Here is a 25,704-nt window from a genome sequence, read left to right as displayed (position 1 = left end):
TTCTCCTCCGTCATCACTTTTTATCGAAGCCCGGTTTTCCTAACCACTCGATCAACCGTGGCATCACGCCGTACCCTTTTGCCGATAGCTCCATCCACCATGGTGCATTGACTTCACGTTTACGCCGCTCTATTGCTCGGACGACAGTCGAAGCTAGTCGTTCTTTCGATAGGACGATAGAAGCGACATTTTGCTCATACTTCCGGTCGACATCCGCACGGACAAAAAATTCTGTCGCGATCGGTCCTGGATTGACCGTCATGACGTGGATGCCTTTTGGACGTAACTCCAGACGTAACGCGTTCGAAAACTGCAACATCGCAGCTTTCGTCATGCAATAGATCGTTGATTTCGGTGTCGGCAACTTCCCCGCCTGACTGGCCACGTTGACGATCATGCCACCTTCTTTCAGTAATGGCAGACATGCCTTCGTTAAGCGAACGGGACTTAAGACGTTGATCCGGTGCATCGACTCAATCGTTTCAATCGAGGTATCGTCTAAGAAGCTGAATTCCCCGAAACCTGCGTTATTAATCAAAATATCAATCCGTCCATAACGATTTGCGAGTGTTTTTGCAAGAATTTCAGGCGCCTTTTCCAAATCGTAGACCAGGTAGTCTGCCTGGAGTTCAGATGCTAACGTTTGTAATCGATCCTCGCGTCGTGCAATTAAAATCAAGTTTGCGCCTTCTTTATGCAGAGTGCGCGCCAGTGCTTCTCCGAGTCCACTTGAAGCACCTGTGATGACAATCGTCCGGTTGATGAGTTGCATTAGACTTCCTCCGCTTTTGAATAGTAGAGGATACCTGATCGTTTCTCGACCGTGATCGCACCGCGGGCGACGAGTGTATCGAGACGTGCTTTCATCTCACTCATGACAAGAGGGAATGATTTTTTTAATCGGTTTCCATACGTCACTTGTGCTAATTCGAATAACGTATGTTCTCCCGTAAAATACTTCAAGAGCTGATCACCACGTGCTTTGCGTTGCATCAATCGTTCTTCGACGAGTACCGCAACATCTCGAATCGGAGCACCATGTCCAGTGTAGGCGATTCGAATCTGCTCACTTTGTAATTTTTCTAAGGAGTCAAGATACGCAAGAACAGGACGTTTTACGAGCACATCATCACCTGGTTGCGGTTGTTCGAGCAATGGATTCGGCTCGACCCGGTCGAGCAGGTGATCGGCCGCGAACAATACACCATCGTCACTTAGAATTCCGATTTGGTCACTTGCATGCCCCGGTAGTTCGATGACCCGGTATCTCCCAGACGGCGTAATCGCGTCGCCTTCTTTTAATGTAAAATCAAGTTGACCTTTTCCAAGCCATTTCAAGGCAGATTGATAGCTTGGTAACATCTCTTGAATCGCTAGCGGAACGCCAAACGATGTCGCCAATCGACGCAAGAATGCGTCCCCGTTGTTCAAGAAGGTCTCGTCCTGTTCCAAGTATGGGCGTAATCGCGCATGTCCATAGACGGGAATGCCTTTCTCTGAAAAGCGATGTGCCATCCCAGCATGATCCGCATGGTGATGTGTCACGATGACACGATCTAAATCCTCGACCTGAAGTTCATGTCGTGCAAGCGTCCGTTGCATCGTTTGCCATGCTTCAAGCGTATCCGGTCCACAATCAATGAGGATGTTTTCCCCTTCCGTTCGTAGTACATAGCAGTTCACGTCTCCAACCGGAAATGGTGTCGGAATCGGAATCGGGATGATTTCGTCTGATACAGTCATACCTACACGCCTCTTTTCTCTCGTCCATTTTCTTTCATTATAGAGAGAATGAAGCTATAGCGCCAAACTTTGTGCGTCAAAGGGTGACATTTGTTTTCTAGCTTACGTTAAAGCGCGAGAAATGGATGCACAAAAAACCGACCTTTCCGCAGATTGAAAGGTCGGTCAGAAACTTATTTTAAATTGAGGACTGTTAATTTGTCGCGTGTCATCGAAGCTAAGCTACGTCCAACGCCTTGAACGCCGAGACCCGATGATTTCACACCGATGAATGGGAAGTGGTCAGGACCACGTTCCGTCCGACCATTGATTTGAACAGAACCTGTTTCAAGCGCATCCGCTACTGCAAACGCAGCATCGATATTCTCTGTGAAGACACTTGCTTGAAGACCGTATTCTGATTCGTTTGAGTATGCAATCATTTCGTCGACTGAGTTGACACGGATGATTGGAAGAACTGGTCCGAACGGCTCTTCCCAAGCAACACGCATGTCGCGTGTCACGTTGTCAAGAAGTGTTGGTTCGATCAAGTTCGCCGTACGTCCGCCACCTGTGACGAGCGTTGCGCCTTTGTCTGTTGCGTCCGTGATCAAGCCTTCGACGAAGTCCGCTGATTTCGTATCGATGAGCGGCACGACGACGCTGTCTTGTTCAGGTGAACCGACTGTCAATTTCGCGATTCGTGTCTTGAGTTCTTCGATGAGTGCATCCGCTTGATGATCAAGAACGAAGACGCGTTTGATTGCTGTACAACGTTGACCTGAGTAAGAGAACGCCCCACTGATGATATGATCTGCCGCAAGTGACAGATTCGCATCTTCAAGAACGAGCGCTGGGTCTTTTCCACCAAGTTCAAGGACAAGTGGAATCATTGCCGATTGACGTGATAGATGTTGTCCAGTGCCTGTACCACCAGTAAATGTGATCATGTTGATGCCCGGGTGAGCCGTCAAGTAATCACCGATGACCGATCCACGACCTGTGACGATGTTGACGAGTCCAGCTGGAAGACCTGCTGCGACGAGTGCCTCGACCATCAAGATACCGCTGATCGAACCTTGTGTTGCCGGTTTGAAGACGACGGCGTTTCCTGTCATGAGGGCAGGTGCGAGTTTCGCTGCTGCCAAGTTGACTGGGTAGTTGAACGGTGAAATCGCAAGCACGACGCCGAGTGGTGCTTTTTTGATGACCGCGATTTTTTTCGCGCTACCACCAGGGAACGAATCCCCTTGCATCATCTGACCGTCGAAACGGAGACCTTCTTCCGCTGTGTAGCGAATGATTTCAGCTGTCCGTTTGACCTCTTTGACGCCATCTGCACGTCCTTTACCGACTTCGCGCATGATGACTTCACCGATTTCGTCCGCACGTTTTTCGAGTTCCGTTGCCCAAGCGTGAAGCAATTCAGCCCGTTTGTTCGCTGGTTGTTTTGCCCACTCTGCTTGTGCCGCTTTCGCTGAAGCGATGGCACGATCGACTTCCGGTTTTGTCATCGCTTGGACGCGACCGACAAGATCCTCTTTATATGGTGAAGAGATTTCAATCGTCTCTTTTGATTCACTTTCATGCCATTGTCCATCTAGTAAAAATGTGTAGGTTGTTGCTGTAGTCATTCCACTCTACCTCCATTTATTTTTATCTCTCTCATTTCAGTGTGTGGCTGCATAGCTTATTGTAATCAATTGGTCTGACAAATGCCAAACTTTTTGCTTAACATATTATGAAAGCGATTACAACACTTTTTTTGTCAATTCAGAACTAGAATTTTTAGCGTAGCATGCCGATAACTAGTCAGAAGTGAAGTGAAGGTAATGGAAAGGGGCACAACCATATGTATAATCAGCACGATATTTTATTAGAAGCCGGCACGAACGAACTCGAGATCGTCATCTTCCATTGCGGACCATACACGTTTGGAATCAACGTCATGAAGGTTCGGGAAATCATCGTTCCGCTCCCGATGACACCACTCCCAGGTACACCGGACGCTGTCAAAGGATTGATTGAACTGCGTGGCGAAGTCATGACAGTCATCGATTTGCCGACGGTCATTGGTGTTCCACACGATGAAGCAACCGAGGATCGATTGATCATCTGTGAATTTAATGGGGAAAAAAGCGTCCTGCGTGTCGATTCCGTGACGGAAATCCGTCGTATCTCATGGGAACAGATCGATACACCAAACGAACTCGCTCGTGGCATCGAAGGACTGACGAACGGTGTCGTCAAAACGGGCGACAAGATGATCATCTTGCTCGACTATGAAAAAATCGCACTTGAGCTCTCACGCAAGGATATCTTCGCCCGCGAAGAAGGACGTCGCGTCCAGTCCCGTGACCGGTCCGACAAAGTCATCTGGATCGCCGAAGACTCGGAAATGCTCCGGACATTGATCATCGAAACACTTGAGGAAGCCGGTTATCACGGACTGAAGTGGTTCATCAATGGTAAGGAAGCTTTTGATGCGTTTGAGAACGGAAGCAACTGTGACCTTTTGATCACCGATATCGAGATGCCGAAGATGGATGGACTACACTTGACGAAACGACTCCGTGAAGATGATCGTTATGCGGAATTGCCAATCATCGTCTTCTCTTCCTTGATTTCCGACGATTTACGCCATAAAGGTGAATCCGTTGGTGTCAATGCACAAATCACGAAACCGGAAATCGGTCGTTTGATCGAAACGGTCGATTCATACGTCTTATAAGAAAAAAAGCCGACAGCATGTCGGCTTTTTTGATCTATTCGATTACTCAACGCAGGGCGTCAATATTTTTTCCAGTAAACACATCGAGCCAGACGACACGGAATTCCACCATGCATTGCTCAATCCGATCGACGATTTCTTGTGTTCCGGTCATTGAACCAGATTCTGCTTCTTTTTCAAGCAGTTCGAAATCATCAGCTAAATCATCAGCGGCAACGGAATAGGAAGCACCTTTTAGCAAGTGAGCGAGCTTTTCAGTTTGCTCAGCATCTTGCTTGGCGACGGCATCTTTTAGTTCAGGAAACTTTCGATCGAACTGCGCGATATACGTTTCTCCGATTTTTTGAAGGAACGCGTGATCCCCACCCGCGATCGATTGAAGTTCTTCGAGCTTCTTAGCATTAAAAAAAGGCATGTCTTCCCCTCCTCTGTTTTCATCTTATCACTAATCTTCGTAAAAAAAAATCGGAGAATCATTTACACGCCATCGTTTCTATTTCTATAATGAGACAGTGAAGAGCAGGAGGGATAGACAATATGTTGACGATTTATCGAAGCGATGTCACCGGGGCAGTCAACGAGATACAGGAGTTCACGAAGGGTTCCTGGATCCATCTTGTCAATCCGACAAAGGACGAAGCCGACCAAGTCATCGCTGCTACGAATATTCCAGAGGATTTCATTTATGACCCTTTGGACGTGGAAGAAAAACCACGTTTTGAAAAAGATGAAGAAGGTCTACTGATGATCGTCGACGTTCCCTACATCGAAGAAGAATCATCAGGACGCCGTTATAATACGATTCCGCTCGGTATCATCGTGACATCCCGTCATTTCATCACCGTTTGTTCGCAACAGCTCGATGTCCTGACGTTATTCTCGAGTGGTAAGTTGCGAGGATTCCGGACGAATTACCGATCGCGCTTCGTATTCCAGATTCTCTATAAAGTCAGTTCCTCGTATTTACGTTTCTTGCGTCAAATCGATCGTCGTATGGACGAACTTGAGGAAGAACTTCAACGTTCGATGCGAAATCAAGAAATCTTTCAATTGATGAACCTTCAAAAATCATTGGTCTATTTCATGACGTCCTTGAAATCGAACGATGGTGTGCTCGACCGAATCATTAAGACACCGAGTCTTGAGAAACATGAAGATGATGAAGATTTACTGGAAGATGTCTTCGTCGAACACCGACAAGCAATGGAGATGGCTCAAATCTATAAGGACATCATCAGTTCGACGATGGATACGTTTGGTTCTGTCATCTCGAACAACGTCAACTTCGTCATGAAGTTCCTTGCCTCGATTACGATTGTCATCTCGATTCCGACGATGATTTCCGGGATGTTCGGGATGAACGTCCACGTTCCATGGGAAGGAGAAGTCATCGGATTCTGGATTGTTTTCGGTATGATGATCTTCTTCTCTGGTCTTGCCGCCTTCATCTTATGGCGGAGAAGGTTCTTTTAGTTCAAGTAGATTCAGAGCTTGTATGACTCAAAAAAGACTCAGCGACGGTGCTTCCGTCGCTGAGTCTTTTCATTTACAGGTTAATTGATTTCGACCGTCACGAGACATAGGTCATCCGCTTCATCGCTTTGATCCGGTTGAATCAACTGATGGATGTTCGGTCCTTGTTGTTCGATCAGATTCTGGATGGCATGGATTCCTTCATCAATGCCTTTACTGTAGAGTTCCATGAAACCATCCGTGTACAGGTAAACACATCCTGGTGAGACGATGTCGATCGTCTTACTCGAATACGTCGAGTCTTCGAACATACCGACAGGAAGTCCCGTATTCTCAAGCGGAATGATTTGATCATTCATGCGTAACAAACCAGGTGGGTGCCCTGCGTTCGCATAGCTGAGCTTCATCTCATCTAGGTCGATGTAGAGGTAAACGGCAGTGAAATAGATTTCTGTCTCGTCTCCCGGGAACAAACGACTCATCTGCTGATTCAATTCTTCAAGTACTTGTGCTGGATCACCAATCCGGTGCACGAGTTCGAACAAAATCGAACTCATTCCCATCGTGATCAGCGCAGAAGAGACACCGTGTCCCATGACGTCAAACAAGATGATGCCGTATTTATTCTGAGAGATGCGGTACCAGGCGTACATATCTCCCGCGAGCTTTTTAGAAGGGATATACGTCGCCATGATGCGGATCTCATCGTCTTCGATATTCGCACTGAGCACACTCTGTTGCAGTTTTTGCGCCAAATCAAAGTCTTCCTGTAATACTTTTTCATATCGTTTTCGCGCATCGATTGCTTGCTTCAGACCAATCGCGTTACGAACTCGCGCGAGCAATTCCGTTTTACGAATCGGTTTCGTCGTATAATCTGATGCTCCTGCATTCAGTCCATCAACGATATCTTCTTCGTTTGATCGCCCGGAAACGATCAGAATCGGTAATTCATCAAGACCAAACCGTTTTCGAATCAAACGTGTCGCCTCGATTCCGCTGATTCCTGGCATTTCGACGTCGAGGAGAACGACGTCCAACTGTTCGATGAATAACGGATCCTCCATCAATTCGATTGCTTCTTCCCCACTCATCGCCTTGACGACGTCATAGCCTTCATTTTCTAACAATCGCTCTAGGAGCATTAAATTCGTTAACTCATCATCTACGACCAAAATACTCATACGCCGTCACCTCGTTCCGTTTAACATGTTTATCTGACATCAGTTTAGCACACAACCTACAATTTCGTTTAGACGGAAGCTGCGTTTTCCGTCATACTAGAAAGTGAACGAAAGGAGGAGTGGACTATGTGGTTATATGTCGTCTCCATTCTCATCATCGTATTCGTCTTGGTCGCCTCGATCATCGTCATTTCGAAAGGATATGGCTACAAAGGCAACAAAGATGATATCGAAATCGATTATGATGAAATCAACCGAAAACTTCGTCACGAAAATGATGATGATTCATCCAACAAATGAACCTCTTAGACCATCATATCACGATGGTCTTTTTTATATTCATTTCAAATACATGTTATTTTTAAATGTTTTTTATTCACTCACAAGGGTATATCCATATCATGGTTAAATATTATCTCAAGGGAGTGTTCATCATGGAACCGAAGCTTCAACATGATCCACACGCAGCACACGCAGAACATCCGAATCGCCAGTTCGATCAGGAAGAATCATCAGGTCGTCAAATCAATCTCGTCACAGGGATGTTGCTCGGTGCCCTTGTCGGCGGTCTATTGACGCTACTTAGTTCTTCGTCTCGCCAAAATACGAAACAGAGTTTACGGGGAGCGAAAGATTCCGTCTCTACCCTCGCTTCTTCTATTAAGGAAGATCCGTCAGGTAAAGCATCACAAGTCATCAATCAAGTGAAGAGTGCTTCAAACATCATTCAAGAAGTCGCATCTGACGTTCAAAATGTCTATGACAAAGTGAACACAGAGCTTGAAACGGTGAAATCAGATGCCTCGACGGTGAAAGAGACAGTAAATGAGACGAAAGGTGACTTGAATGCAATCAGCAATAAAGTCGTCGAAGCGAAGGATGTCGCACTCGGCAAAGAAGAACCACCTGCTGAGCATGATGCTTCCGACAAACAAGCAAATGATTCTCAATCTTCTGAGGAAAAACATAAAGGTGAAGGCATCTAATCATTCAATGCACTTCTTCTTTCTCCCCGACATGTTCAGCATGTCGGGGTTTTTAGCGTAGGAATTGAACAACGATCGCAACGCGTTCGCGCATTCCAAATCGAAGGACTCCTGAAAGTGGCGTTTCAGCCGGAATCGCATCCGTCTGTAAACCAAGTTGTTTTGCCTCTTGTCGCGCACGGTACAGATGAAAGTCTGACGTGACGATCGAGACGCGACGAACGTCCTTTGGCAACAACGCCTTTGAAAATTGTAGATTTTCCGTCGTTGATGTCGAGTCGGCTTCAAGGATCAACCGCTCTTCAGCAATCCCAGATGCCACCATCCCGCGACGCATCGCCTCTGCTTCTGAAATATCTTCATCTGGACCTTGTCCACCGCTCAAGATGAAGCGGACTTCTGAATGTTGTTTCCCATATGCCGCAGCTGCCTGAATCCGGTTATGTAGGATTTGCGACGGTTTTTCTCCTTTGACACCCGCACCGAGGACGATGACATACGGTGACGTCCCATCAGCGAGTGGCCGTTCCCCTTTATTAACGAAAATACCGACACTGTACCAGAAGGCGACACAAGCGACTAATCCCCCACCGACCATCCATTTGATGTTTCGTTTGTTAAACGTGCGTTTGATCATACCGTACGACCTCTCTACTAAAAAATGGCTTACGGTAGGCAATACGAATGGTTCTCCAAAAAAGTTTCAGCATAACAGGTTCGGACTCAATGAAAAAAGGCTGACTCAAAAAAGAATGACGCGTCTTTTCACGCCCTTTCCTCAGGCGAGACACAAGCCAGTTTTCCTGCTTTATTCAAGCAGGAAAGCGGGTCTTATTTGTCTCTGTCAGCGCAAAGATGCGCTTTTCCTTGTAGGAGTTGCGTGAAACGCGTCATTCTTTTTGTTACAAGATAGGGGTGGCAGATCATCATTCTGCCACCCCTATCTTTGTAGAGACTGACTGTTGAGTCAGCCCCTTTCCTATTCACTGACTCGTCATCAATTTCCCCAAATTGATGTTACGTATTCCGGATGATCGATGAACGGATTCCGGTTTTTTTGCCACTTCTCGAAGATGACATCGTTGCGACGTTTCTCGAAGCTATCAACTGGGTCAAGCTTATTCCATGCTTTCAGCGTCGACAATTTGCCGTGTAACGGGTTCGTACCATTATTGACGTTTTCTGAAGCTTCGAGATCGATTTCTCCGCCACCTTCATAACGAACCGCCATGTAGAAGATCATCCGCGCGATGTCACCTTTGACACGGTTCGGTGGTTCCCACGAATCGCTATCGCGATAGCAATCACATCCACTGTATTTCGTACCACCATTGTCGAAATCTAAATTCCCACGTGCGCTGTTGACGACAACGTCTTCCGGACGCAAGTGATGCAAGTCTGTTCCAGGACCGTTTGACGTACCAAAGTCACCGTGTGACTTTGCCCAGACATGTTCACGATTCCATTGACCGACATTCCCACCGTTACTGCTCTTTGAAATCGATTTCCCCGTGTATAACTCGATGACATTATTCGCATTGTTTGGATCTTGATCCGTTTCTTTCAGTGCTGTCCATACCGTGTCGTATGACACTTGTGTATGATTGTCGATGATATCGTGCAGCGATGCCTTCAACGCTGCCCCTGTCTTGCCCGCTGCTGGTAGATAGTACGCATCGATCGTCGATTGTGACGTGACCATCTGCGGACCAGCTGAAACTTGTTTTGGATCAACTGTTTTTGCTGTGACCGGTGTAAAGACGATTGACCCGAGCGCAAGTGTTGCGGCAAGCGCACCTGTGACCTTTGACTTCCAGTTCATGTGTGTTCCCCCTTAAATGGTATGTATGAAAGCGGATGTTACACGCTCATTTTCACACCGAATCCATTCCTGGTGGAAGATGGACGATAGACCTGCTTTTTTGAAGATGATTCATCGTTCAGAATATTCATCGAATGGCAACGGTTAGATGGTCCTGATTTTTTTCATTCATGACGTCAATCCCATCAAAATAGTTCTTCAGAATAAATATTCTAGGGTCAAAAGTCACGAACAAAAGAGACTTACAAATAAGAATCCGGGACGATATTCCTCCTGTCTGAAGCTTCCCTATAATAAATAATGCAAGCGCTTTCACAAATCATAAGGAGGTCTTTACGTGAAACAAAAAAGATGGATTTTAGCAACCGTCGCATCCGCTGCTTTTTTAGTGCCACTTGCGCAACCGATTGCAGTCGGCGCAACGGCAGACAACGGAACGATGATGCAGTATTTCGAATGGTATGTGCCAAATGACGGTAACCACTGGAACCGTCTCGGGAGTGACGCAACAAAGCTCGATCAGCTCGGGATCACATCGGTCTGGATTCCCCCTGCTTACAAAGGTACCTCGCAAAATGATGTCGGGTACGGCGCCTATGATTTGTACGATTTAGGTGAGTTCAACCAAAAAGGAACGGTCCGTACGAAATACGGCACAAAGGCGCAATTAAAAACGGCGATCGGACAATTGCATACCGCCGGAATCGATGTCTATGGCGATGTCGTCATGAACCATAAAGGTGGTGCCGATTTCACGGAAGCCGTCACGGCAGTCGAAGTCAATCCGGGTAACCGCAATCAGGAAGTCTCGGGCGATTATCAAATCCAGGCATGGACGGGCTTCAATTTTGCAGCACGAAATAACCTCTACTCGAACTTCAAATGGAAATGGTATCACTTCGACGGCACGGACTGGGATCAATCGCGTTCTAAGAGTGCCATCTACAAGTTCCGCGGTACCGGTAAAGCGTGGGATACGGATGTCTCAGGTGAAAACGGCAATTACGATTACTTGATGTATGCGGATCTCGACTTCGATCATCCAGAAGTCCAGCAAGAAATGAAGAACTGGGGAAAATGGTACGTCAACGAACTTGGTCTTGATGGATTCCGTCTCGATGCCGTCAAGCATATTAAACACGGTTACTTAGCGGACTGGCTCGCGAACGTTCGTCAGACGACGGGCAAACCATTGTTTACAGTCGCAGAGTACTGGCAGAACGATCTTGGCACGTTGCAAAACTACTTAAGTCGGACGAATTATCAACAATCCGTCTTTGATGCACCGCTTCATTATAAGTTCGAACAGGCAAGTAAAGGCGGCGGGTACTATGACATGCGGACGATCTTTGACGGTACTCTCGTCAAGAGCAATCCAGTCCAAGCCGTCACACTCGTAGAGAACCATGATTCGCAGCCTGGACAATCGCTTGAATCAACGGTTCAGTCATGGTTCAAACCGCTTGCTTACGCGATGATTCTGACACGTGAACAAGGCTATCCGTCGGTCTTCTATGGTGACTACTATGGTACAAAAGGTACGTCGAATCGTGAAATTCCAGCACTCGCTTCGAAGATTGATCCGTTACTCAAAGCACGGAAGGACTTCGCGTTCGGGAAACAAAATGATTACCTCGATAACCAAGACATCATCGGTTGGACACGTGAAGGTGTCTCAGACCGGGCAAAATCAGGTCTTGCGACAATCCTTTCGGATGGTCCTGGCGGTAGCAAGTGGATGTACGTCGGGCTTCAGAACAAAGGAGAAGTCTGGACAGACATCACTGGAAACAACACAGCATCGGTCACGATCAACCAAGATGGCTACGGTCAATTCTTCGTCAATGGTGGTTCGGTCTCCGTCTATCGTCAACAATAAGCAATCAAAAAGGTCTCTTCCGTATGACGGGAGAGACCTTTCTTCTTCATTCAGCGAGACCGACACTCGATTTGATATGATCTTCTGTCTCGATTGCTTGTAAGAGGAAATGCGCCACATCTGCGCGATTGATTTGTTTTGCATCTTCCGGAACACCTGTATCTGCTTGACGATAAAGCCCCGTCAACGGACCGTTCAGTAAACGGAGTGGTCGGGCCACCGTATAGTTCAAATCCGCTTGTTGCAAAAGCGCGATCGCTTGGCGGTGATCCTTCAGTGGATTTTTCAGAATCCGCTGAGCGAGCATTCCTTGTACACCCGGTAATTCATCATCAACACCGGCAGACGCGACATAACCAATTCGGTCTACGCCCTGCTTTTTCATCGCTGTCACGATCCGGACGAGACTCCGTTCTAAAAAGCCACTGTATGCAAGACTCTCTGTGCCAAGAGCCGTCAGGACAGCCTCTTGCCCGGCAATAGCAGCCGTCACCGCTTCTTGATCGAGCACGTCACCCTTAACGACGTGTAACCGTTCGTCACGTAGTGTCAGTTTTTCCGGACTGCGGACGAAGGCTGTGACCTCATGACCGTGATCAATCGCTTGCTTGACCAGTTCTTGCCCCGTTTGACCCGTCGCTCCAAAAATAATCAATTTCATACAAAACATCCTTTCTCTTTCAAGAACCACTGATTCCATCATACCCTTACCACTTGAAAATGAATCGTCTCACCTTGTCTTTATTTTCAGAAAATTGTTTTTATTTGTTAAGCGTGTATGCTAAAATCTTCCTAAGTACATATGGATATTTTTTCCTTAAAAACAGGAAGGAGGATCGCTTGTGTTACGGCAACGCTTTATCATGTCGCTTGGTGTCATTCTAATTGGTCTGTTCTTGTTTCAAACTACCGCGACGTATATTTACACGCATTACATCATGCCGGATCCTTTTAAAAAGCCTTCGATTGCAGAAACTGAAGCGAATGGCGAAATTAGTTTTAAAAACGGTCACTCACCTACTAACACAAAAGGCAAGATGCCTTTTGAACCGATCGATCCACGACCTGGTCCAAAAGAGCTCTGGAAATCCCTTAAAGCGGATGCCTCTGACTCCCCCTTTTCTTATCTACAATATGTCATTTTAATCAGCTTATTTAGTTTCATGGTCTGGAAACTCGTTCAGTCGCGTCGCGTGAAAAAACGGCGCAGGTCTACAGGAGACGTAACGGATGACGTTCCATTCGCTCAATCAATCTTTCGTCCTGCTTCTTTAAGAAAATCACCTTACCTGTATGCATCGTATTCGTCTTCACGTGTCCGTGATCTCGTCATCCACTTTGAGCAACACTTACCGCGCAGTCAGCAACGTCGTCCGAACGAAACGCTTGAAGACTGGTTACGTCGAATTGAAGTCCCTGTCGATTTTCAGTTGTATCGGAATATCCGCTACGGTGATATGTCGGAAACGATCGTCACGGACGATGAAATTCTACGCTTCGAACAACAACTAGCACGCTACTCAACCATTTAACCTTGGAGGGATTTCCTATGAAACTACAACAATTAAAAGACCAACTCAATTCGATCTATCTCGGTAAACCGGACGTCATTGATCTTTGTCTGACGGCACTCATCGCAGAAGGACATATTCTATTAGAAGATGTACCGGGAACGGGGAAAACGATGCTCGCGAAGGCGCTCGCTCAGAGCTTTGAGAGTGCCTTCTCGCGGATCCAGTTCACGGCGGATTTGCTTCCGTCCGATGTCATCGGTTCAGACTTCTTCAATTTAAAGACACAGGAGTTCGAGAATAAACGCGGTCCACTGTTCGCGAACGTCGTCTTGATCGATGAGATTAACCGTGCCGTTCCGCGGACACAATCGGCATTACTTGAAGCGATGGAAGAGCGTCAGGTCTCGATTGGTGGAACGACCTATCAGATGCCAGCCCCATTCTTCGTCATCGCGACACAAAACCCGATTGAATCGGCAGGAACCTTCCCACTACCGGACGCCCAACTCGACCGGTTCATGGTCGCGATCGAAGTCGGTTACCCGGATTTCGAGAACGAACGTCGCTTATTATCTGAGATTCTGACGAACGTCCGTCGGTCAGCCGTCGGCATCGCGTCAGGTGGCGACTTGATTTCCTGGCAGGAAGAGGCACGCCGCGTCCATGCATCGCAAGACGTGCTCGATTATCTATTACACATCGTTCAAGCGACACGAAACCATGAACTCATTGAAGTCGGTGTCAGTCCGCGTGGAGCGATTGCATTACTTCGCGCCTCGCAAAGTTACGCTTTCTTGAATCAACGCGACTTCATCATCCCGGAAGATATCAAATATCTTGCAAAACACGTTCTGTCCCATCGCCTGACACTGACACTCGAAGGTGGAATCAAGACGACGAAAGCGGCTGTCTTGACGCACATTCTGGACGACGTGCCGGTTCCGGTCGAGATGGGGTGACGAATCATGCAGATTGAACGTTCCGTCCCGTTTTGGCTTGAACGCCGACTTTTTCCACTGTACGTCACGATGACGTTCATCTTCCTCTTCATTCCGCGTCTTTCCGTCCTCGGTTTCCTGTTTGCAGCCTTGGCGACGATTCATTTCGTCGTCGGGCGAACAGAAAAGCAGCTCCGACGGGACGTCGCAATTGAATGGAAGCACTATGAATCATTGATGTTCAACCAGGAACAGACGACACTCCATTTACAAGTCTTCGGTGTCGAATCCTTGAGTCAGCTTGGACTCGAAGCGACACTTCGTTTGCACACGGATGGTGGAGTCATCTTTCCGGAGATGGATCCACTTCACCCGGCGACGTTTCATGCAGTGATTGACTCTGAAGACGCAGTGACGATCCCAATTCAGACGGTTCGTCGTGGACCAGCCGAATTCGATGAGATCATCTTGACGATTCGTTTGCCGTGGAAGATGGGCGTTTATCTCTTCACGTTCGATACGTATCCGTCGTTTACAGTCTTGCCGTCCTTGACAGCGCAAGCGACGCCGCTTCTTTTACAACGTTTACGGATCGGTGATCGACCGGACCGCTACTCACCGCTCAAGAACAAACTGGTTCAGCTTGGTGCAAAACCTTATACGGCGGAACCGTCAAAAGAGATCGATTGGTATGCGACGGCGAAGACCGGTCGTCTGCAGGCGAAAGTGTTCGAAACGAGCAATCAGGATACGTTCACGATTGCCTTGAACTTATCGGCCCCGAGCGGTTATGGTCTCCACCAACAATTTGAGACGTTCATTGAACAAGCGGCGTTCTTGATTAGTGAATTGATCAAGGAAGGCTGTAAGATTGAACTGTTCCTCAATCGACTCGACGGAGCGAACCGAATGACGCATCTCTCATTACAAGAAGGACAACCACAATTAAAACATGTCCTGATGACGCTCTCGACGGTCTCGACGCGTGATTCGTTCATCGCGACGCAACAGTTCGAACGCTACGTACTGCGCCGGAAACATATGAACAGTCAGTTGATCCAAATTGGCAATGACCGAATCCTCGCCATCGGTTGAGGATCCAAAGAAAGGAGTTTTTCCCTTCATGTTTTTTATCGCCCGAAAATCAATTCAGCTCATCGTGGCTTTTTTTGTCTTGATTGCGATCAGCGCCCTTCCAGCACTCGTTGCGCAAATGAAATTCAACCCAGCAAGCTACTGGGAAGGTCTGAAACAGCAATTTGCTCAATTAACGAAACTTGATGAGATTACCTATTTCAACGTAACCGCTCAAAAGGAGTTCTTATTGCTTCCTACCATCAGTCCCTTTATTAAAGAGACGTTAATCATCTTTACGACAGCTATGCTGGTCTCCGCTGTGTGTGCGATTTTTTATGCTTATTTGTTTTATCGGAGTGGCCGCAAAACACGCATGATGCTGAAACAGACAACGCGGACGCTTGAGATGGTTCCGGATCTGTTCTGGATCATTCTTTCACAATTCCTTGTCCTTTATCTGTTTAAAACGACCGGGTATGACAAAATCGAAATTGCGGGATCCTATGCTGAGTACATTCGTTTTTTACCGATTCTTACCCTAACGTTGACAACACTATTCTTCTTCATCAAATGGTTGACGACGCAAGTACTCGAACAGGAAGCTGCTCCTTTTCTTGAACTCGCACGGGCTAAAGGCATTCGTCCTGCCGCTCTTTTCTGGAAACACTTGATTCCAACAATGATCTATCGGTTTTATCTGTTTTTCCGAGCGAACATCATTACGGTCTTATCGAGTCTCGTGATCATTGAATACACGTTCGAAGTGCAAGGTATGTTCCGGTTCGTCTTTTATAATGGACAAATGCCGATTTTGATGGTCATCTTGTTCTTAATCTATCTACCGATTTTCATCATTGATTTGTTGGCAGAATGGCTTATTCCTAACGCCTGGAAAGGGGGGATTTGATGCGTCGTACTTTGATGCGAGATCCTGTCTTCTGGCTATGTTTATTTTTACTCACTGGTTTACTGCTCCTTAGTTTTGGAAATACGATCTTTCGTGATGGTCAAGTCGATCAAATCTCGAACCGGTATGCTGAAGACGGTACGTTCCTTGCGACATCACCACTAAAACCGTCAAGTGATCAATGGCTCGGTACAGACCGCTCTGGCTATGACCTCTTTCAATTGATGATTGAAGGATTTAAATGGACAGCCGGTATTTGTATGATTGTTGCGCTCGGTCGAATGTTTCTTTCGCTAGTGATTGCGATTCCGCTAGCTTTTAGAAGTGCTCGCGTCAATCGATACTTAAAACTTATTCTTGATGGATTTTTAGTTTTACCGCTCTCTCTTGTCGCGTTGCTCCTTTTGCTTCCATCACTTACGTTCTTTGATTCGACTGCTATCCCATCGTTGTTCGACCGTGTATCGTTCGAGTTGATCGTCTTGATTTTGCTTGGTCTCCCCTCTTTATCGCTTTATCTGATTGCTGAGACCCGTCAGTTACTTAGTCAAGAGTTCATGATTGTCGCCCAGACGCTTGGTGGCAGTCCGTGGCATCGGTTCAGACGCCACATTTGGCCACATCTTGTTCCAACGTTGACAATCGTTTTTATGCAACAGTTCATCCAAACGTTGATGTTACTCGTTCACTTATCACTTTTCAAAATTTTCTTCGCTGGAACGGTTAATTTACATGTAGGAACTGCCCCAACGATTTTTGAGTGGTCCTCGATGTTCGGTTATTACTATAACCAGTTTTCAGCGACGTCTTGGCTCAATCATATGTTCCTTGTTCCACTGATTGGGCTAGCATTAGTCGTCTTTTTCAGCAATCTATTCATGAGTCGACTCGAACGGGCTTTCCGCTTCCGCCAGCAACTAAAACCAATCAAGCTATCGGCATCTCGTGCTCAAGACGAAGCCGCTGCGACGTCGATGGTCGATCCCTTTACACTCGTTGCCCAGAACTCCCGTCACGATTCTGATTGACAATCCATTTTTTTCCTCTTACACTAGAAAAAAACACGAAATGAGGGCGTCCGATGTAAGTCATTCTGAATTCTCACTCCTAACTAAATACGTACGATATGGAGGTCATTCAGAATGAACCGGTTTACGCTTTTATTGGTCAGTCAATGGATTGCGAATGCGGGAGATGCGCTCTATATCGTCTCCCTGATCGCGATGATCTATCAAACGACAGGGCAAGCGAGTCTCGCTGCCCTGTTTCCTGTTCTCGTCACAGCAGGCATGACAGGAAGCGGCTTCTTATTCGCCCAAGTCGCTCAACGTGTTCCCCATGCCTCCTTGTTGTTCGGCAGTCAACTCCTCAAGACGATTCTATTAGGCGTCATCTGGGGATTTGATTTACCACTGCCACTTATCCTCGCACTCGTTGGATGTATCGCTTTCTTCGACGGATTTGCTCGTCCGATCGAAAGTGCCTTCATCCCTCGACTGTGTCAGGATGTTCAGAAAGCTAACAGTCTCGTACAAGGTTCGAATCAAGTGATTCAGCTCATCATGTGGCCGCTCGGCGCCATTCTGGTCAGCTGGTTATCGCCTCTTTCCGTCTTGTCCGTCTCGGCTAGTCTGTTTTTAGGTGCCAGTCTCATCAGCTATCTGTTCTATCGAAGCGTCCGCTCTCTACCCGCCCCTTCGATGGAAGGGGAAGACGTCTCCTTCCGGTCGAGTATTCACTACACGCGATCGCATCCTTTCGCGAAAGCCAACACGTATCTCGTCGGAATCGATGCGTTCGTCAGTACGGCTTGGATTTCTGCTCTGTTTCTCGTCTACATCGATACACATTTCCAGCTATCGGAACGCTGGTGGGGCATTCTAAATGCCTTCTATCTGCTGAGCATGATCGCCGGTAGTTACATGATGTTACGTCGTCGTGGAACGCGTTCGTTGCTTTATTGTAGTATCGCCTTTTCGATTGGGGCGACCTTCTTGTTTGCTTTCGCTCCAATCGTCACACTTGCCGTGATCGCTTGTCTGTTCCAAGGCTTCGCAAGTCAGGTCCGGGCGATCGAGATTAATACGTTGTTGCAGACGACGACACCACTCGAACGGTTACCGTATGTCTATAGCGTGCAACAAACCGTGTATGCACTCTGCTTCTGTCTCGGTAGTCTGCTGTTCGGATGGCTTGCCGATGTGTTTGCGATCGAGATTGTCTATGCGCTCGCAGGAGTCCTCTCCTTGTTGATGTGGCAACCAGCTCGCCAGGTATTAGCGCGTTCCTCTCAGGAGCAACGACACGTGTCGTAATAAATGACAGTCAAAAGGACAAAGGTCAATGCACCTTTGTCCTTTTTTTGATTCAGTTCTGACGCGTTCGCGTCACACTATACAACAGAAGCAACATAAGTGAGACGAGACCGAGCGCGGCATAGGTCATCTGAAGCGAGAAGACACGTTCGACGAAGACGAACAGCGTACCGGTTCCAAGCACAGTTAAACGTTCAATGACTGAGATCAGCGACGTAAACGTTGCGCGTCCATTTGGCGGTGCAACTTCTTGGATGACAGTGGTCAAATAAGGATCAGCCCAGCCATAGCACAAGTACAGCGTCCCGAGTAACCCGATACTGACGAGCGGTGAGGCAACCGACAATCCGGCAAGACACACGATATAGATCATCGCCCATCCGACCGGTGACCGTAAGCGAGATAAGGACGCGCCGATCGCCTGCATGATTTGGAATAACACAAAAACGAAACCCATATAGATCATCGGTATCGTTTGATCACGTAGATAGAGTTGCCAAAACTCATCGACGAAATCAATCGTCGCCCCGTATAACAAAACAAGACAAAGAATTCGGACGTAGACGCGTCGAAACGAAAAACCGTTTAGTAATGTCTTTAATGAACTCGTCTCTACGTTTTGTTCTCGCGATGCTTCCTTTAAGAAAAACGTCAGGAGTACTGTTCCGAGCAAAATCCACCAGGACACGTGATAGTGCCAAATCAAGTCTACCGATCGCACAGCGTAACTTCCGACAAGTGCCGCAAGTCCTGATGTCAATAAACCACTAATTGAAATCACTCGCCAGACCGTCTCGAATCGCTCTTCTATCCTTTGCATTCGCAATGTTTCATAGACGTGGGCTTCAAGCGCTCCACTAAGTGCTGCGCCACCGATGCCGGCAAGGACCATCGCCAAGAGGAAGGCAGGTAATGAGTAGGCTTCAAGCAACACCGTAAACGATAACCACTCACATACGAAACCAGCCAGAATGAACGGCTTTCTGCCCCACCGATCGGATAACAAACCGAACGGAACCTCACCAATCAACATGACCCAAGCAAAGACGATTTCTGCGATGACAACGTCGGCAATGCTCATTCCCCGGTCTTCCCAGTAAAAGCGCTCAATCACATACGCTGGAATGAACGAACTACTGGCTTCAATCAGGATCCACAAAATGAGTGATCGTCGGACTTAACAAGGCCATCTGCTTCGCCGCATCTCCTCACTTCCTTTCTATTTGATAGTAGTTAATTCCCGTTTTGCAGATGAAACCAACAAAAAAACGCCCTTTGATTAAAAAATCAAAGAACGCTTTTGACATTAACAGTCATCTGCCGATTCCGTGACCGGTACGACGGACTGGACGATCGGTAGTTCGACGATGAACGCGGACCCGACACCCTCCGTTGATTCGACATGAATCATTCCTTCGTGCGAACGAACGATTTCCTGACAAATCGCAAGACCAAGACCGGTACCGCCGATTTTTCGACTATCCGAATTATCGACTCGGTAAAACTTACTAAACAGTTGTGGTAACGCGTGACGCGGAATGCCGATTCCCTCATCTTCGATCTTCAGCTGGACACGATCTTCGACTTGACGCATCGTAATCGTGATTCGACCACCGTCCGGTGAATACTTGATCGCATTGTTGATCAGGTTCGTGAACAGCTGACGCATTTTTTGTTCGTCCGCATGAATCCGCCCCGTCGTCGTTTCTTCAAAATCAAGGACTAGCTCGTGATCTTTTGCCGAAGCCGTATGGAACTCGACCGTTTCCTGAATGACTTTCGTCAAATCAAGCGGTTTGAAGTCATATTGCTGCTGACTCGATTCCATGCGCTGGACATCGAGGAAGTCGTTGACGAGATTCGTCAACCGTTCGGTTTCTGCATGAATCGTCTCGAGATACCGTTGACGTTTTGATTCCTGAACGTCGCGCGCGAGCATCAATTCCGTGTAGCCGTAAATCGAGGCAAGCGGTGTCCGCAACTCATGCGATACGGTCGAGACGAATTCCGATTTCATCCGGTCGATCGCTGTCTCTGCCGTCACGTCACGTAAGACGAGCATCGTACCGCGGAAACAACCACCGTAATGAATTTCCTCTGCATACAGCGTGACGAATCGCTCTTCCTTGTTCAAGGACAACGCCAAGCTCTCCGTCGGAATTTCCTGACTGCAGACATGATCCATGTAGGTTAAGAACGCCTCATGTTGATCGACTTGCACTGCCAACTCTTCGATTTTGACGTCGAGCGTCATTAATCCTTCTTCCGCCACTTGATCGTGCGCCGGATGATGGAATAAAGCGAGCAATGGTTTATTGGCAAAAATCGTCTCTCCTTCGATATAGATGACCGCTTCCCGAATCGAATGGAGAAGTTTGGACGTCTTTTCCCGTTCTCGTTCGACTTCTTCGAAGACGCGCATCCGGAGCAAGGAGAGTGCCAATTGACGGGAGAACGACCAGATTTCGTTCGTCTGGTCTTCCGTAAAGGCATCCCGGTAACGGACGAGATAAATGCTTGCAATCATCGTGTTCGTTGCTGGGTCCATCACCGGTACGACGATTTCGTACATAGTGTATGGATACGGGAGCGGATGATGACTCGCGACTTGTTTCGTCGAGCGAACGGCACGTTTATTAAGACGTGCGCGTTCGAGTAATGACGTCGAAGCGTGCAATAACTGGTGCTCCTGAGCTGACGTCATCCCGTACGAGACGAGATCCGTATAACGGTCTTGCTCTAAGAAGACGATTGCTCCGAGCTCCGCATCGGTGATCGTAATCAATTTTTCGATGATCGCTGGATACGCCGTCAACGTCTCACGAGACGCGAGTGTCTCGGTCAACTCATTGCGATAACGCAAATGGGTCTCGTTGCGCAACGTGATGTCGAGTGCTTCTTCGAGCTCTTCCTGTTGCGATTGAAGCTCTTCTTGCTGGGCAATTAATTCTTCCTGTTGACTTTGTAGTTCATCGTTACTTGCGACGAGTTGATGTTTTTGCCCGGAAATAGCGGCTGCCATCTGGTTGAACGTCGTCGTCAACTCACCAATCTCATCTTGACGATTCGTGATGACGATCGGTGTCGCATCCTCACCTTTAGCGAGTCGTCCACTTTCCCGGTTCAACTGACGCAACTGACGCGTCAAGCGGCGGACGAATGGTCGGACGAAAACGAGAGTAATCAATAAGAGGATTGCAATATTGACTGCTCCGAGAATTTGCGACGAGTTGACTTGTTTACCAAGCCGCTCTTGCGCTGCCATCTCTTGATCGTTTAAGGAATTACGATATTTTGTGAAGACCGTCTCCATATCAACGATACTTGAACTCATATCAGCCGCACTCTTCGTCTTGATGTTAAACTTCCGCTGTGGATCGAGTGGTTTTGATTTCGTGACCTTTCCAAGCGTCGGCATCTTCAAGAACGGTTCCGTCACTTTGCCGTCTTTTTTCGCCGCGACATAATTGACGAGACTCGGCATGACGCGTTGGGTATACGCTGTATAGAGTTCCCGTGCGTCCGTTGCATACTGCCGTTCTTCTTTGAAGCGTGCATTGCGCTCGAACCATGTCGTTTGTTGATTGATGTCATTTTTCTTTGCTTCGATTTCTTTTAACATCTCTTCGTCACCAAGCAAGACGAAGCCACGCATCTCGTACTGCATGCTTTGCCATGATTCGTACAAATCCGTCGCCCGTGTCCGATGTTCGTTTAACATCTTTAACTCTTGGCGTGATTCATCCACCTGTTGTTTCGTATATAGGTAGACACCACCTGTCGTTAGCAGCAGTGTCAGAAAAATCACATAAAACGCAGACATGATTTGCCGTCCGATCGTTCGATTCAGCCATGTTTTCATTAAAAGAATTCAACTCCTTTCCCTTTATCCTTCTCCAGCAATAAAGGTATTCCCGTCCATTCATTGTAAACTTTTTTCAATCGATACACAGCATTCTGCTCAAAAAGATTTCAATTTCATACAACTTTAATCTAAATCGTTGTATATGACAATTAGATGTCACGATTCAACCGTTTTCAACAAAAAAAAGAGCCCCTCAGGACCCTTTTTTAATGATGATGGTGATGGCTATGGCTATGACTCCGGACCGGCTGTTCGTCCGCTAAATGATCCGCATCCAAAATACCGAGCCGTAAGTACTGGGCGACGACTTGTTTTTTCGTCGTTTCGGAAATTTGATCTGTTCCTTGGACGAGCCTTAAGATGCCGGTCGCAATCCGAAACGGTTCGAGATTCGTCTTTTCCACCGGAAAACTTGTCAACGTTTCTAAGTAAGCGACGTAATTCAGTGCATCCGATTCATCCGGACTGACGAGACGCGCCGCATGCTCGCGCAGTTGTTGCGTCAATGAATTCGTCGAAATTCCCTTTGAGGCCGCAGAGATAACTCCAAACAGAATGAAACCGATGATGAGAACAAAAAATCCGACCATGAAAATCGGCATGCCCGAGAAGAAGCCGTCGCCTCCCAGTTCGCCTTCCATGAATGCTACTGTGAACATAGTGAACCCTCCAAATGAATAGAATGATGACGATCACTTATCCTACGTCATCCTCTTCAAGAAAGTTTCACCTAGTTAGGTAGTTTTTGTAAGTCAGCTTGGAACCAGTCTTCAACGAAGAAGCGTTCCGTCTCCGTCTCGATTTGATATGAATACAACACTTCGAAGTCGCCTTCCGTCAACATTGGTAACGTCAATTCGCGTACGAGTTGGCGTAATTCTTCCGTCAGCTCAGCTTCGTAGCGGATGAATCCATCTTCCCGGTGCTCGACTTCCGTCAAGTACGGAAGTAGGATGTGTTTTCCGAATGATTGTGGATCATCGATCACTTCCGCAGTCACACCAAACAGTTCTTCTGCTTCTTCGACCAGTCCTTCTGCCGACTGTACCTCGATATGATCCGGAAACCAGACCGTCAAGCGGCGCCCTTCCTGTAACAGTCGTTCAAAGACAGGACGAAATGATTGATTTTGAATCAGTTCGTATTGCATCAGTCTTCCCCTTTCGTGAATTCGAATTTTAATTGATCGCGTTCGAGATAGAGCATCGCCTTAAACTGGCGCGCATTCTTTTTCATCTCGAGTGGCTTTGTTTTTTGACCCGCTAGTACTTTTTTGACTTCCGTTTGCGTCAGTCGGGCACCAAGGATCGTTTTCGGTAACGTAAAGCCACAGTTGTTCTTTTGATAGCCACTGCAGCCATAGAACTTCCCACGATCAAGCACTGCTGATTGACACAGCGGGCACGGACCGACCGGACGATTCGTTGCACCCCGCGGGGACTTGCTTTTGACTTGTGTCGGATCAACGGCGAGTTGTTCAATTCGTTGTTTGGCATCGACGACGAGATGCTCCGACAATTTTTTCGCCTGTTCAATGAACTGGGCAGCCGACGCTTCCCCTTTTCCGATTTGCTCGAGACGGCTCTCCCACTTCGCTGTCATCTCTGGCGAAGCAAGAATACTCCCCGTCACGGCATCGATCAAAATCCGACCTTTTGGCGTCGGATGAATCTCTTTTTTGACGAGTTTGATGTATTCCCGCCGTTTTAGTCCGTCGATGATCCCGGCACGAGTTGCTTCCGTCCCGAGTCCCTCGACTTCCTTCATGATCGCTTGCAGATCGTCTTCAAGCAACTTACCAGCTGTTTTCATACCGAGGATGAGCGTCCCTTCCGTATAGCGTTTCGGCGGCTCCGTTTGTTTCTCGAGCAGTCGACAGCCTTTGATCGGCATCTCTTGTCCTTGTTCGACGGCTGGTAATTCGACTTCCTTTGACTCGATTTGTAAGACCTGTTTAAAGCCCGGGTCAATCGTCCGACTGCCGCGCGTCAAAAAACGGTCCATCTCACGCGTCGTCACGATTTCCGTCTTCTCCGAGACAGCGTCCGGTGCAAAGGCAGCAAGAAAACGGCGAACGATTAAGTCGTAGACTTGCGCATCTCGTCCGGAGAGCTTCGCGACGGCACCCGCTTCTTCTGTTGGAATGATCGCATAGTGATCGCTGACCTTTGCCGGATTGACGTAGCGCTTATCGTTAACCGGATTGTTCGTCAGGACATCCTTGATTGGACTATATTCCGCTTGCTTCAGTAACCGATCAAGAATGACCGGGAACTGTCCTGCCTCCTCTTTCGTCACGAAGGAAGAGTCCGTTCGTGGATAACTGATCCAACCACGGATATAGAGTTTTTGCGCGATATCGAGCGTCTCTTTTGCACCGAGACCAAACCGTCGGCTCGCTTCTGTTTGTAAGAGTGACAAACTGAACCAAAACGGTGGTCGTTCCGTCTGACGTTTTTTCTCGATTGATGCGACGACTCCAGTTCCTTTCGTCCGATCCACGATCGCTTGTGCCTGGTCCCGGTCACTCAGCTTCGTCTGTTTCTTCGCATTGATGTATTTTCCTTTGTATCGCGTAAAATCCGCCTCAACTTCGTAGTACGTCTCCGGTCGGAAGTTCTCGATCTGTTTTTCCCGTTCGACGATCAGTGCAAGCGTCGGTGTCTGGACCCGTCCGAGGGAGAAGACGTCGGCGATGCCCTTCTTCTTCAGTAACGTCGTATACGCACGTGACGCATTCATCCCAATCAACCAATCGGCGCAAGCGCGACTCATCGCCTCATGAAAAATATTCTCCGTTTCCTTGCCATCGAGCAGGTTCGCAAACCCATGATCAACCGCTTGAGGCGTCAGACTCGAAATCCAGAGTCGTTGCAGTGGTTTCGCGTTGTTCGCGAGACGTAAGATCAATCGGACGATTGCCTCTCCCTCTCGCTCGGCATCCGATGCTATAATGATGGAAGTCGTCGTCCGCTCATTCAATAATTTCTTGATGACCTGGTATGGTTTACTCTTGCCTTTTGCCAGTCGGTAATCAAATCGTTCCGGGATGATCGGCAGATGATCGTAGTTCCATCGTTTCCATTTGGCGTCATAATGCGCCGGCTCCTGCAGTTCACATAAGTGTCCGACCGCATAGGCGAGTTTTGCTCCTTGCGGAAACCGGTCACATGGTTTGATTTCAATGTATCCGTCCCGCTTCACGGACGGATACGGAGCTGCCAGTTTTTCCGCTTGTTTTGGTTTTTCAGCAATGATCAATTGCACACGCTTCACCCTCATTTCCTTACT

At 47.6% G+C, this 25,704-nt stretch carries 24 protein-coding genes; 11 read left to right on the top strand and 13 right to left on the bottom strand.

Features of this window, described 5'->3' with window-relative positions:
- Positions 1–13: 13 nt before the first annotated feature.
- The 3 genes from KNQ09_RS01695 to KNQ09_RS01685 all read right to left on the bottom strand — a co-directional run bounded on the left by KNQ09_RS01695 (position 14) and on the right by KNQ09_RS01685 (position 3,356).
- Positions 14–772 carry an SDR family NAD(P)-dependent oxidoreductase gene (locus KNQ09_RS01695; RefSeq protein WP_075642049.1) on the bottom strand — a complete coding sequence of 253 codons (759 nt, stop codon included), beginning with the start codon at positions 770–772 and terminating at the stop codon, positions 14–16.
- A complete protein-coding gene (locus tag KNQ09_RS01690) occupies positions 772–1,743 on the bottom strand; it encodes an MBL fold metallo-hydrolase (RefSeq protein WP_058265148.1) in 972 nt (323 codons plus the stop codon). The genes KNQ09_RS01695 and KNQ09_RS01690 overlap by 1 nt, the downstream gene beginning before the upstream one ends.
- Before the next feature lie 173 nt (positions 1,744–1,916).
- On the bottom strand, positions 1,917–3,356 hold the full coding sequence (locus tag KNQ09_RS01685) for an NADP-dependent glyceraldehyde-3-phosphate dehydrogenase (RefSeq protein WP_023467661.1): 1,440 nt from the start codon (positions 3,354–3,356) through the stop codon (positions 1,917–1,919).
- Positions 3,357–3,574: 218 nt separating this feature from the next.
- On the opposite strand from KNQ09_RS01685, the gene KNQ09_RS01680 reads away from it, so the two are divergent.
- Positions 3,575–4,453 (top strand): chemotaxis protein CheV, encoded by an 879-nt coding sequence (locus tag KNQ09_RS01680; protein ID WP_023467660.1) that lies wholly within the window; start codon positions 3,575–3,577, stop codon positions 4,451–4,453.
- A 46-nt stretch (positions 4,454–4,499) separates the two neighbouring features.
- Here the strand turns inward: KNQ09_RS01680 and KNQ09_RS01675 are convergent, their stop codons facing one another.
- The gene (locus KNQ09_RS01675) at positions 4,500–4,868 is read right to left on the bottom strand and encodes an Hpt domain-containing protein (protein WP_064300248.1); all 369 of its coding nucleotides are present in this window, start codon (positions 4,866–4,868) and stop codon (positions 4,500–4,502) included.
- Positions 4,869–4,990: 122 nt separating this feature from the next.
- On the opposite strand from KNQ09_RS01675, the gene KNQ09_RS01670 reads away from it, so the two are divergent.
- Complete coding sequence (locus KNQ09_RS01670) at positions 4,991–5,926, top strand: magnesium transporter CorA family protein (RefSeq protein ID WP_023467658.1); 936 nt, start codon at positions 4,991–4,993, stop codon at positions 5,924–5,926.
- Between the two features lie 80 nt (positions 5,927–6,006).
- Here KNQ09_RS01670 and KNQ09_RS01665 read toward each other — a convergent pair whose 3' ends face one another.
- Positions 6,007–7,110 (bottom strand): PP2C family protein-serine/threonine phosphatase, encoded by a 1,104-nt coding sequence (locus tag KNQ09_RS01665; protein WP_035408959.1) that lies wholly within the window; start codon positions 7,108–7,110, stop codon positions 6,007–6,009.
- Between the two features lie 126 nt (positions 7,111–7,236).
- Between KNQ09_RS01665 and ytzI the strand changes: the two genes are divergently transcribed.
- A complete protein-coding gene (ytzI, locus tag KNQ09_RS01660; RefSeq protein WP_023467656.1) occupies positions 7,237–7,410 on the top strand; it encodes a YtzI protein in 174 nt (57 codons plus the stop codon).
- 134 nt (positions 7,411–7,544) lie between these two features.
- Positions 7,545–8,096 (top strand): hypothetical protein, encoded by a 552-nt coding sequence (locus KNQ09_RS01655; RefSeq protein ID WP_214857150.1) that lies wholly within the window; start codon positions 7,545–7,547, stop codon positions 8,094–8,096.
- Positions 8,097–8,148: 52 nt separating this feature from the next.
- Here the strand turns inward: KNQ09_RS01655 and KNQ09_RS01650 are convergent, their stop codons facing one another.
- Positions 8,149–8,733 carry a YdcF family protein gene (locus tag KNQ09_RS01650; RefSeq protein ID WP_023467654.1) on the bottom strand — a complete coding sequence of 195 codons (585 nt, stop codon included), beginning with the start codon at positions 8,731–8,733 and terminating at the stop codon, positions 8,149–8,151.
- Positions 8,734–9,093: 360 nt separating this feature from the next.
- A complete protein-coding gene (locus KNQ09_RS01645; RefSeq protein WP_149427005.1) occupies positions 9,094–9,918 on the bottom strand; it encodes an endonuclease I family protein in 825 nt (274 codons plus the stop codon).
- 355 nt (positions 9,919–10,273) lie between these two features.
- Here KNQ09_RS01645 and amyS point away from each other — a divergent pair, with 355 nt between their 5' ends.
- A complete protein-coding gene (gene amyS, locus KNQ09_RS01640; RefSeq protein WP_373954801.1) occupies positions 10,274–11,797 on the top strand; it encodes an alpha-amylase in 1,524 nt (507 codons plus the stop codon).
- A gap of 46 nt (positions 11,798–11,843) precedes the next feature.
- Here amyS and KNQ09_RS01635 read toward each other — a convergent pair whose 3' ends face one another.
- A complete protein-coding gene (locus KNQ09_RS01635; protein ID WP_133208007.1) occupies positions 11,844–12,458 on the bottom strand; it encodes an NAD(P)-dependent oxidoreductase in 615 nt (204 codons plus the stop codon).
- Positions 12,459–12,639: 181 nt separating this feature from the next.
- Here KNQ09_RS01635 and KNQ09_RS01630 point away from each other — a divergent pair, with 181 nt between their 5' ends.
- From KNQ09_RS01630 to KNQ09_RS01605, 6 genes are all read left to right on the top strand, one after another.
- Positions 12,640–13,329, top strand: coding sequence for a hypothetical protein (locus KNQ09_RS01630; RefSeq protein WP_214857148.1), 690 nt, complete (start codon positions 12,640–12,642; stop codon positions 13,327–13,329).
- A gap of 17 nt (positions 13,330–13,346) precedes the next feature.
- Positions 13,347–14,270, top strand: coding sequence for an AAA family ATPase (locus KNQ09_RS01625; protein ID WP_029341157.1), 924 nt, complete (start codon positions 13,347–13,349; stop codon positions 14,268–14,270).
- 6 nt (positions 14,271–14,276) lie between these two features.
- On the top strand, positions 14,277–15,344 hold the full coding sequence (locus KNQ09_RS01620) for a DUF58 domain-containing protein (protein WP_058712915.1): 1,068 nt from the start codon (positions 14,277–14,279) through the stop codon (positions 15,342–15,344).
- A gap of 28 nt (positions 15,345–15,372) precedes the next feature.
- Positions 15,373–16,233, top strand: a complete 861-nt coding sequence (locus tag KNQ09_RS01615) for an ABC transporter permease subunit (RefSeq protein ID WP_047390994.1) — start codon at positions 15,373–15,375, stop codon at positions 16,231–16,233.
- A complete protein-coding gene (locus KNQ09_RS01610) occupies positions 16,233–17,261 on the top strand; it encodes an ABC transporter permease subunit (RefSeq protein ID WP_214857146.1) in 1,029 nt (342 codons plus the stop codon). Before KNQ09_RS01615 ends, KNQ09_RS01610 begins: the two co-directional genes overlap by 1 nt.
- A gap of 114 nt (positions 17,262–17,375) precedes the next feature.
- Positions 17,376–18,548, top strand: a complete 1,173-nt coding sequence (locus tag KNQ09_RS01605; RefSeq protein WP_214857145.1) for an MFS transporter — start codon at positions 17,376–17,378, stop codon at positions 18,546–18,548.
- A gap of 52 nt (positions 18,549–18,600) precedes the next feature.
- Here the strand turns inward: KNQ09_RS01605 and KNQ09_RS01600 are convergent, their stop codons facing one another.
- The 5 genes from KNQ09_RS01600 to KNQ09_RS01580 form a co-directional block, all read right to left on the bottom strand.
- On the bottom strand, positions 18,601–19,707 hold the full coding sequence (locus KNQ09_RS01600; RefSeq protein WP_214857144.1) for an MFS transporter: 1,107 nt from the start codon (positions 19,705–19,707) through the stop codon (positions 18,601–18,603).
- 147 nt (positions 19,708–19,854) lie between these two features.
- A complete protein-coding gene (locus KNQ09_RS01595; RefSeq protein ID WP_214857143.1) occupies positions 19,855–22,410 on the bottom strand; it encodes an ATP-binding protein in 2,556 nt (851 codons plus the stop codon).
- 209 nt (positions 22,411–22,619) lie between these two features.
- Entirely contained in the window at positions 22,620–23,072 is a 453-nt protein-coding gene (locus KNQ09_RS01590; RefSeq protein WP_214857142.1) for a hypothetical protein, read from the bottom strand.
- Between the two features lie 71 nt (positions 23,073–23,143).
- A complete protein-coding gene (locus KNQ09_RS01585; protein WP_047390976.1) occupies positions 23,144–23,563 on the bottom strand; it encodes a hypothetical protein in 420 nt (139 codons plus the stop codon).
- Complete coding sequence (locus tag KNQ09_RS01580; protein WP_353049739.1) at positions 23,563–25,689, bottom strand: DNA topoisomerase III; 2,127 nt, start codon at positions 25,687–25,689, stop codon at positions 23,563–23,565. Before KNQ09_RS01580 ends, KNQ09_RS01585 begins: the two co-directional genes overlap by 1 nt.
- Positions 25,690–25,704: the final 15 nt, after the last annotated feature.

The organism is Exiguobacterium sp. s191 (assembly GCF_018618955.1).
In the GTDB taxonomy this organism is placed as follows: domain Bacteria; phylum Bacillota; class Bacilli; order Exiguobacteriales; family Exiguobacteriaceae; genus Exiguobacterium_A; species Exiguobacterium_A abrahamii.
The sequence above is the reverse complement of the archived record's forward strand: the minus strand, read 5'-3'. Positions and strand labels throughout refer to the sequence as shown.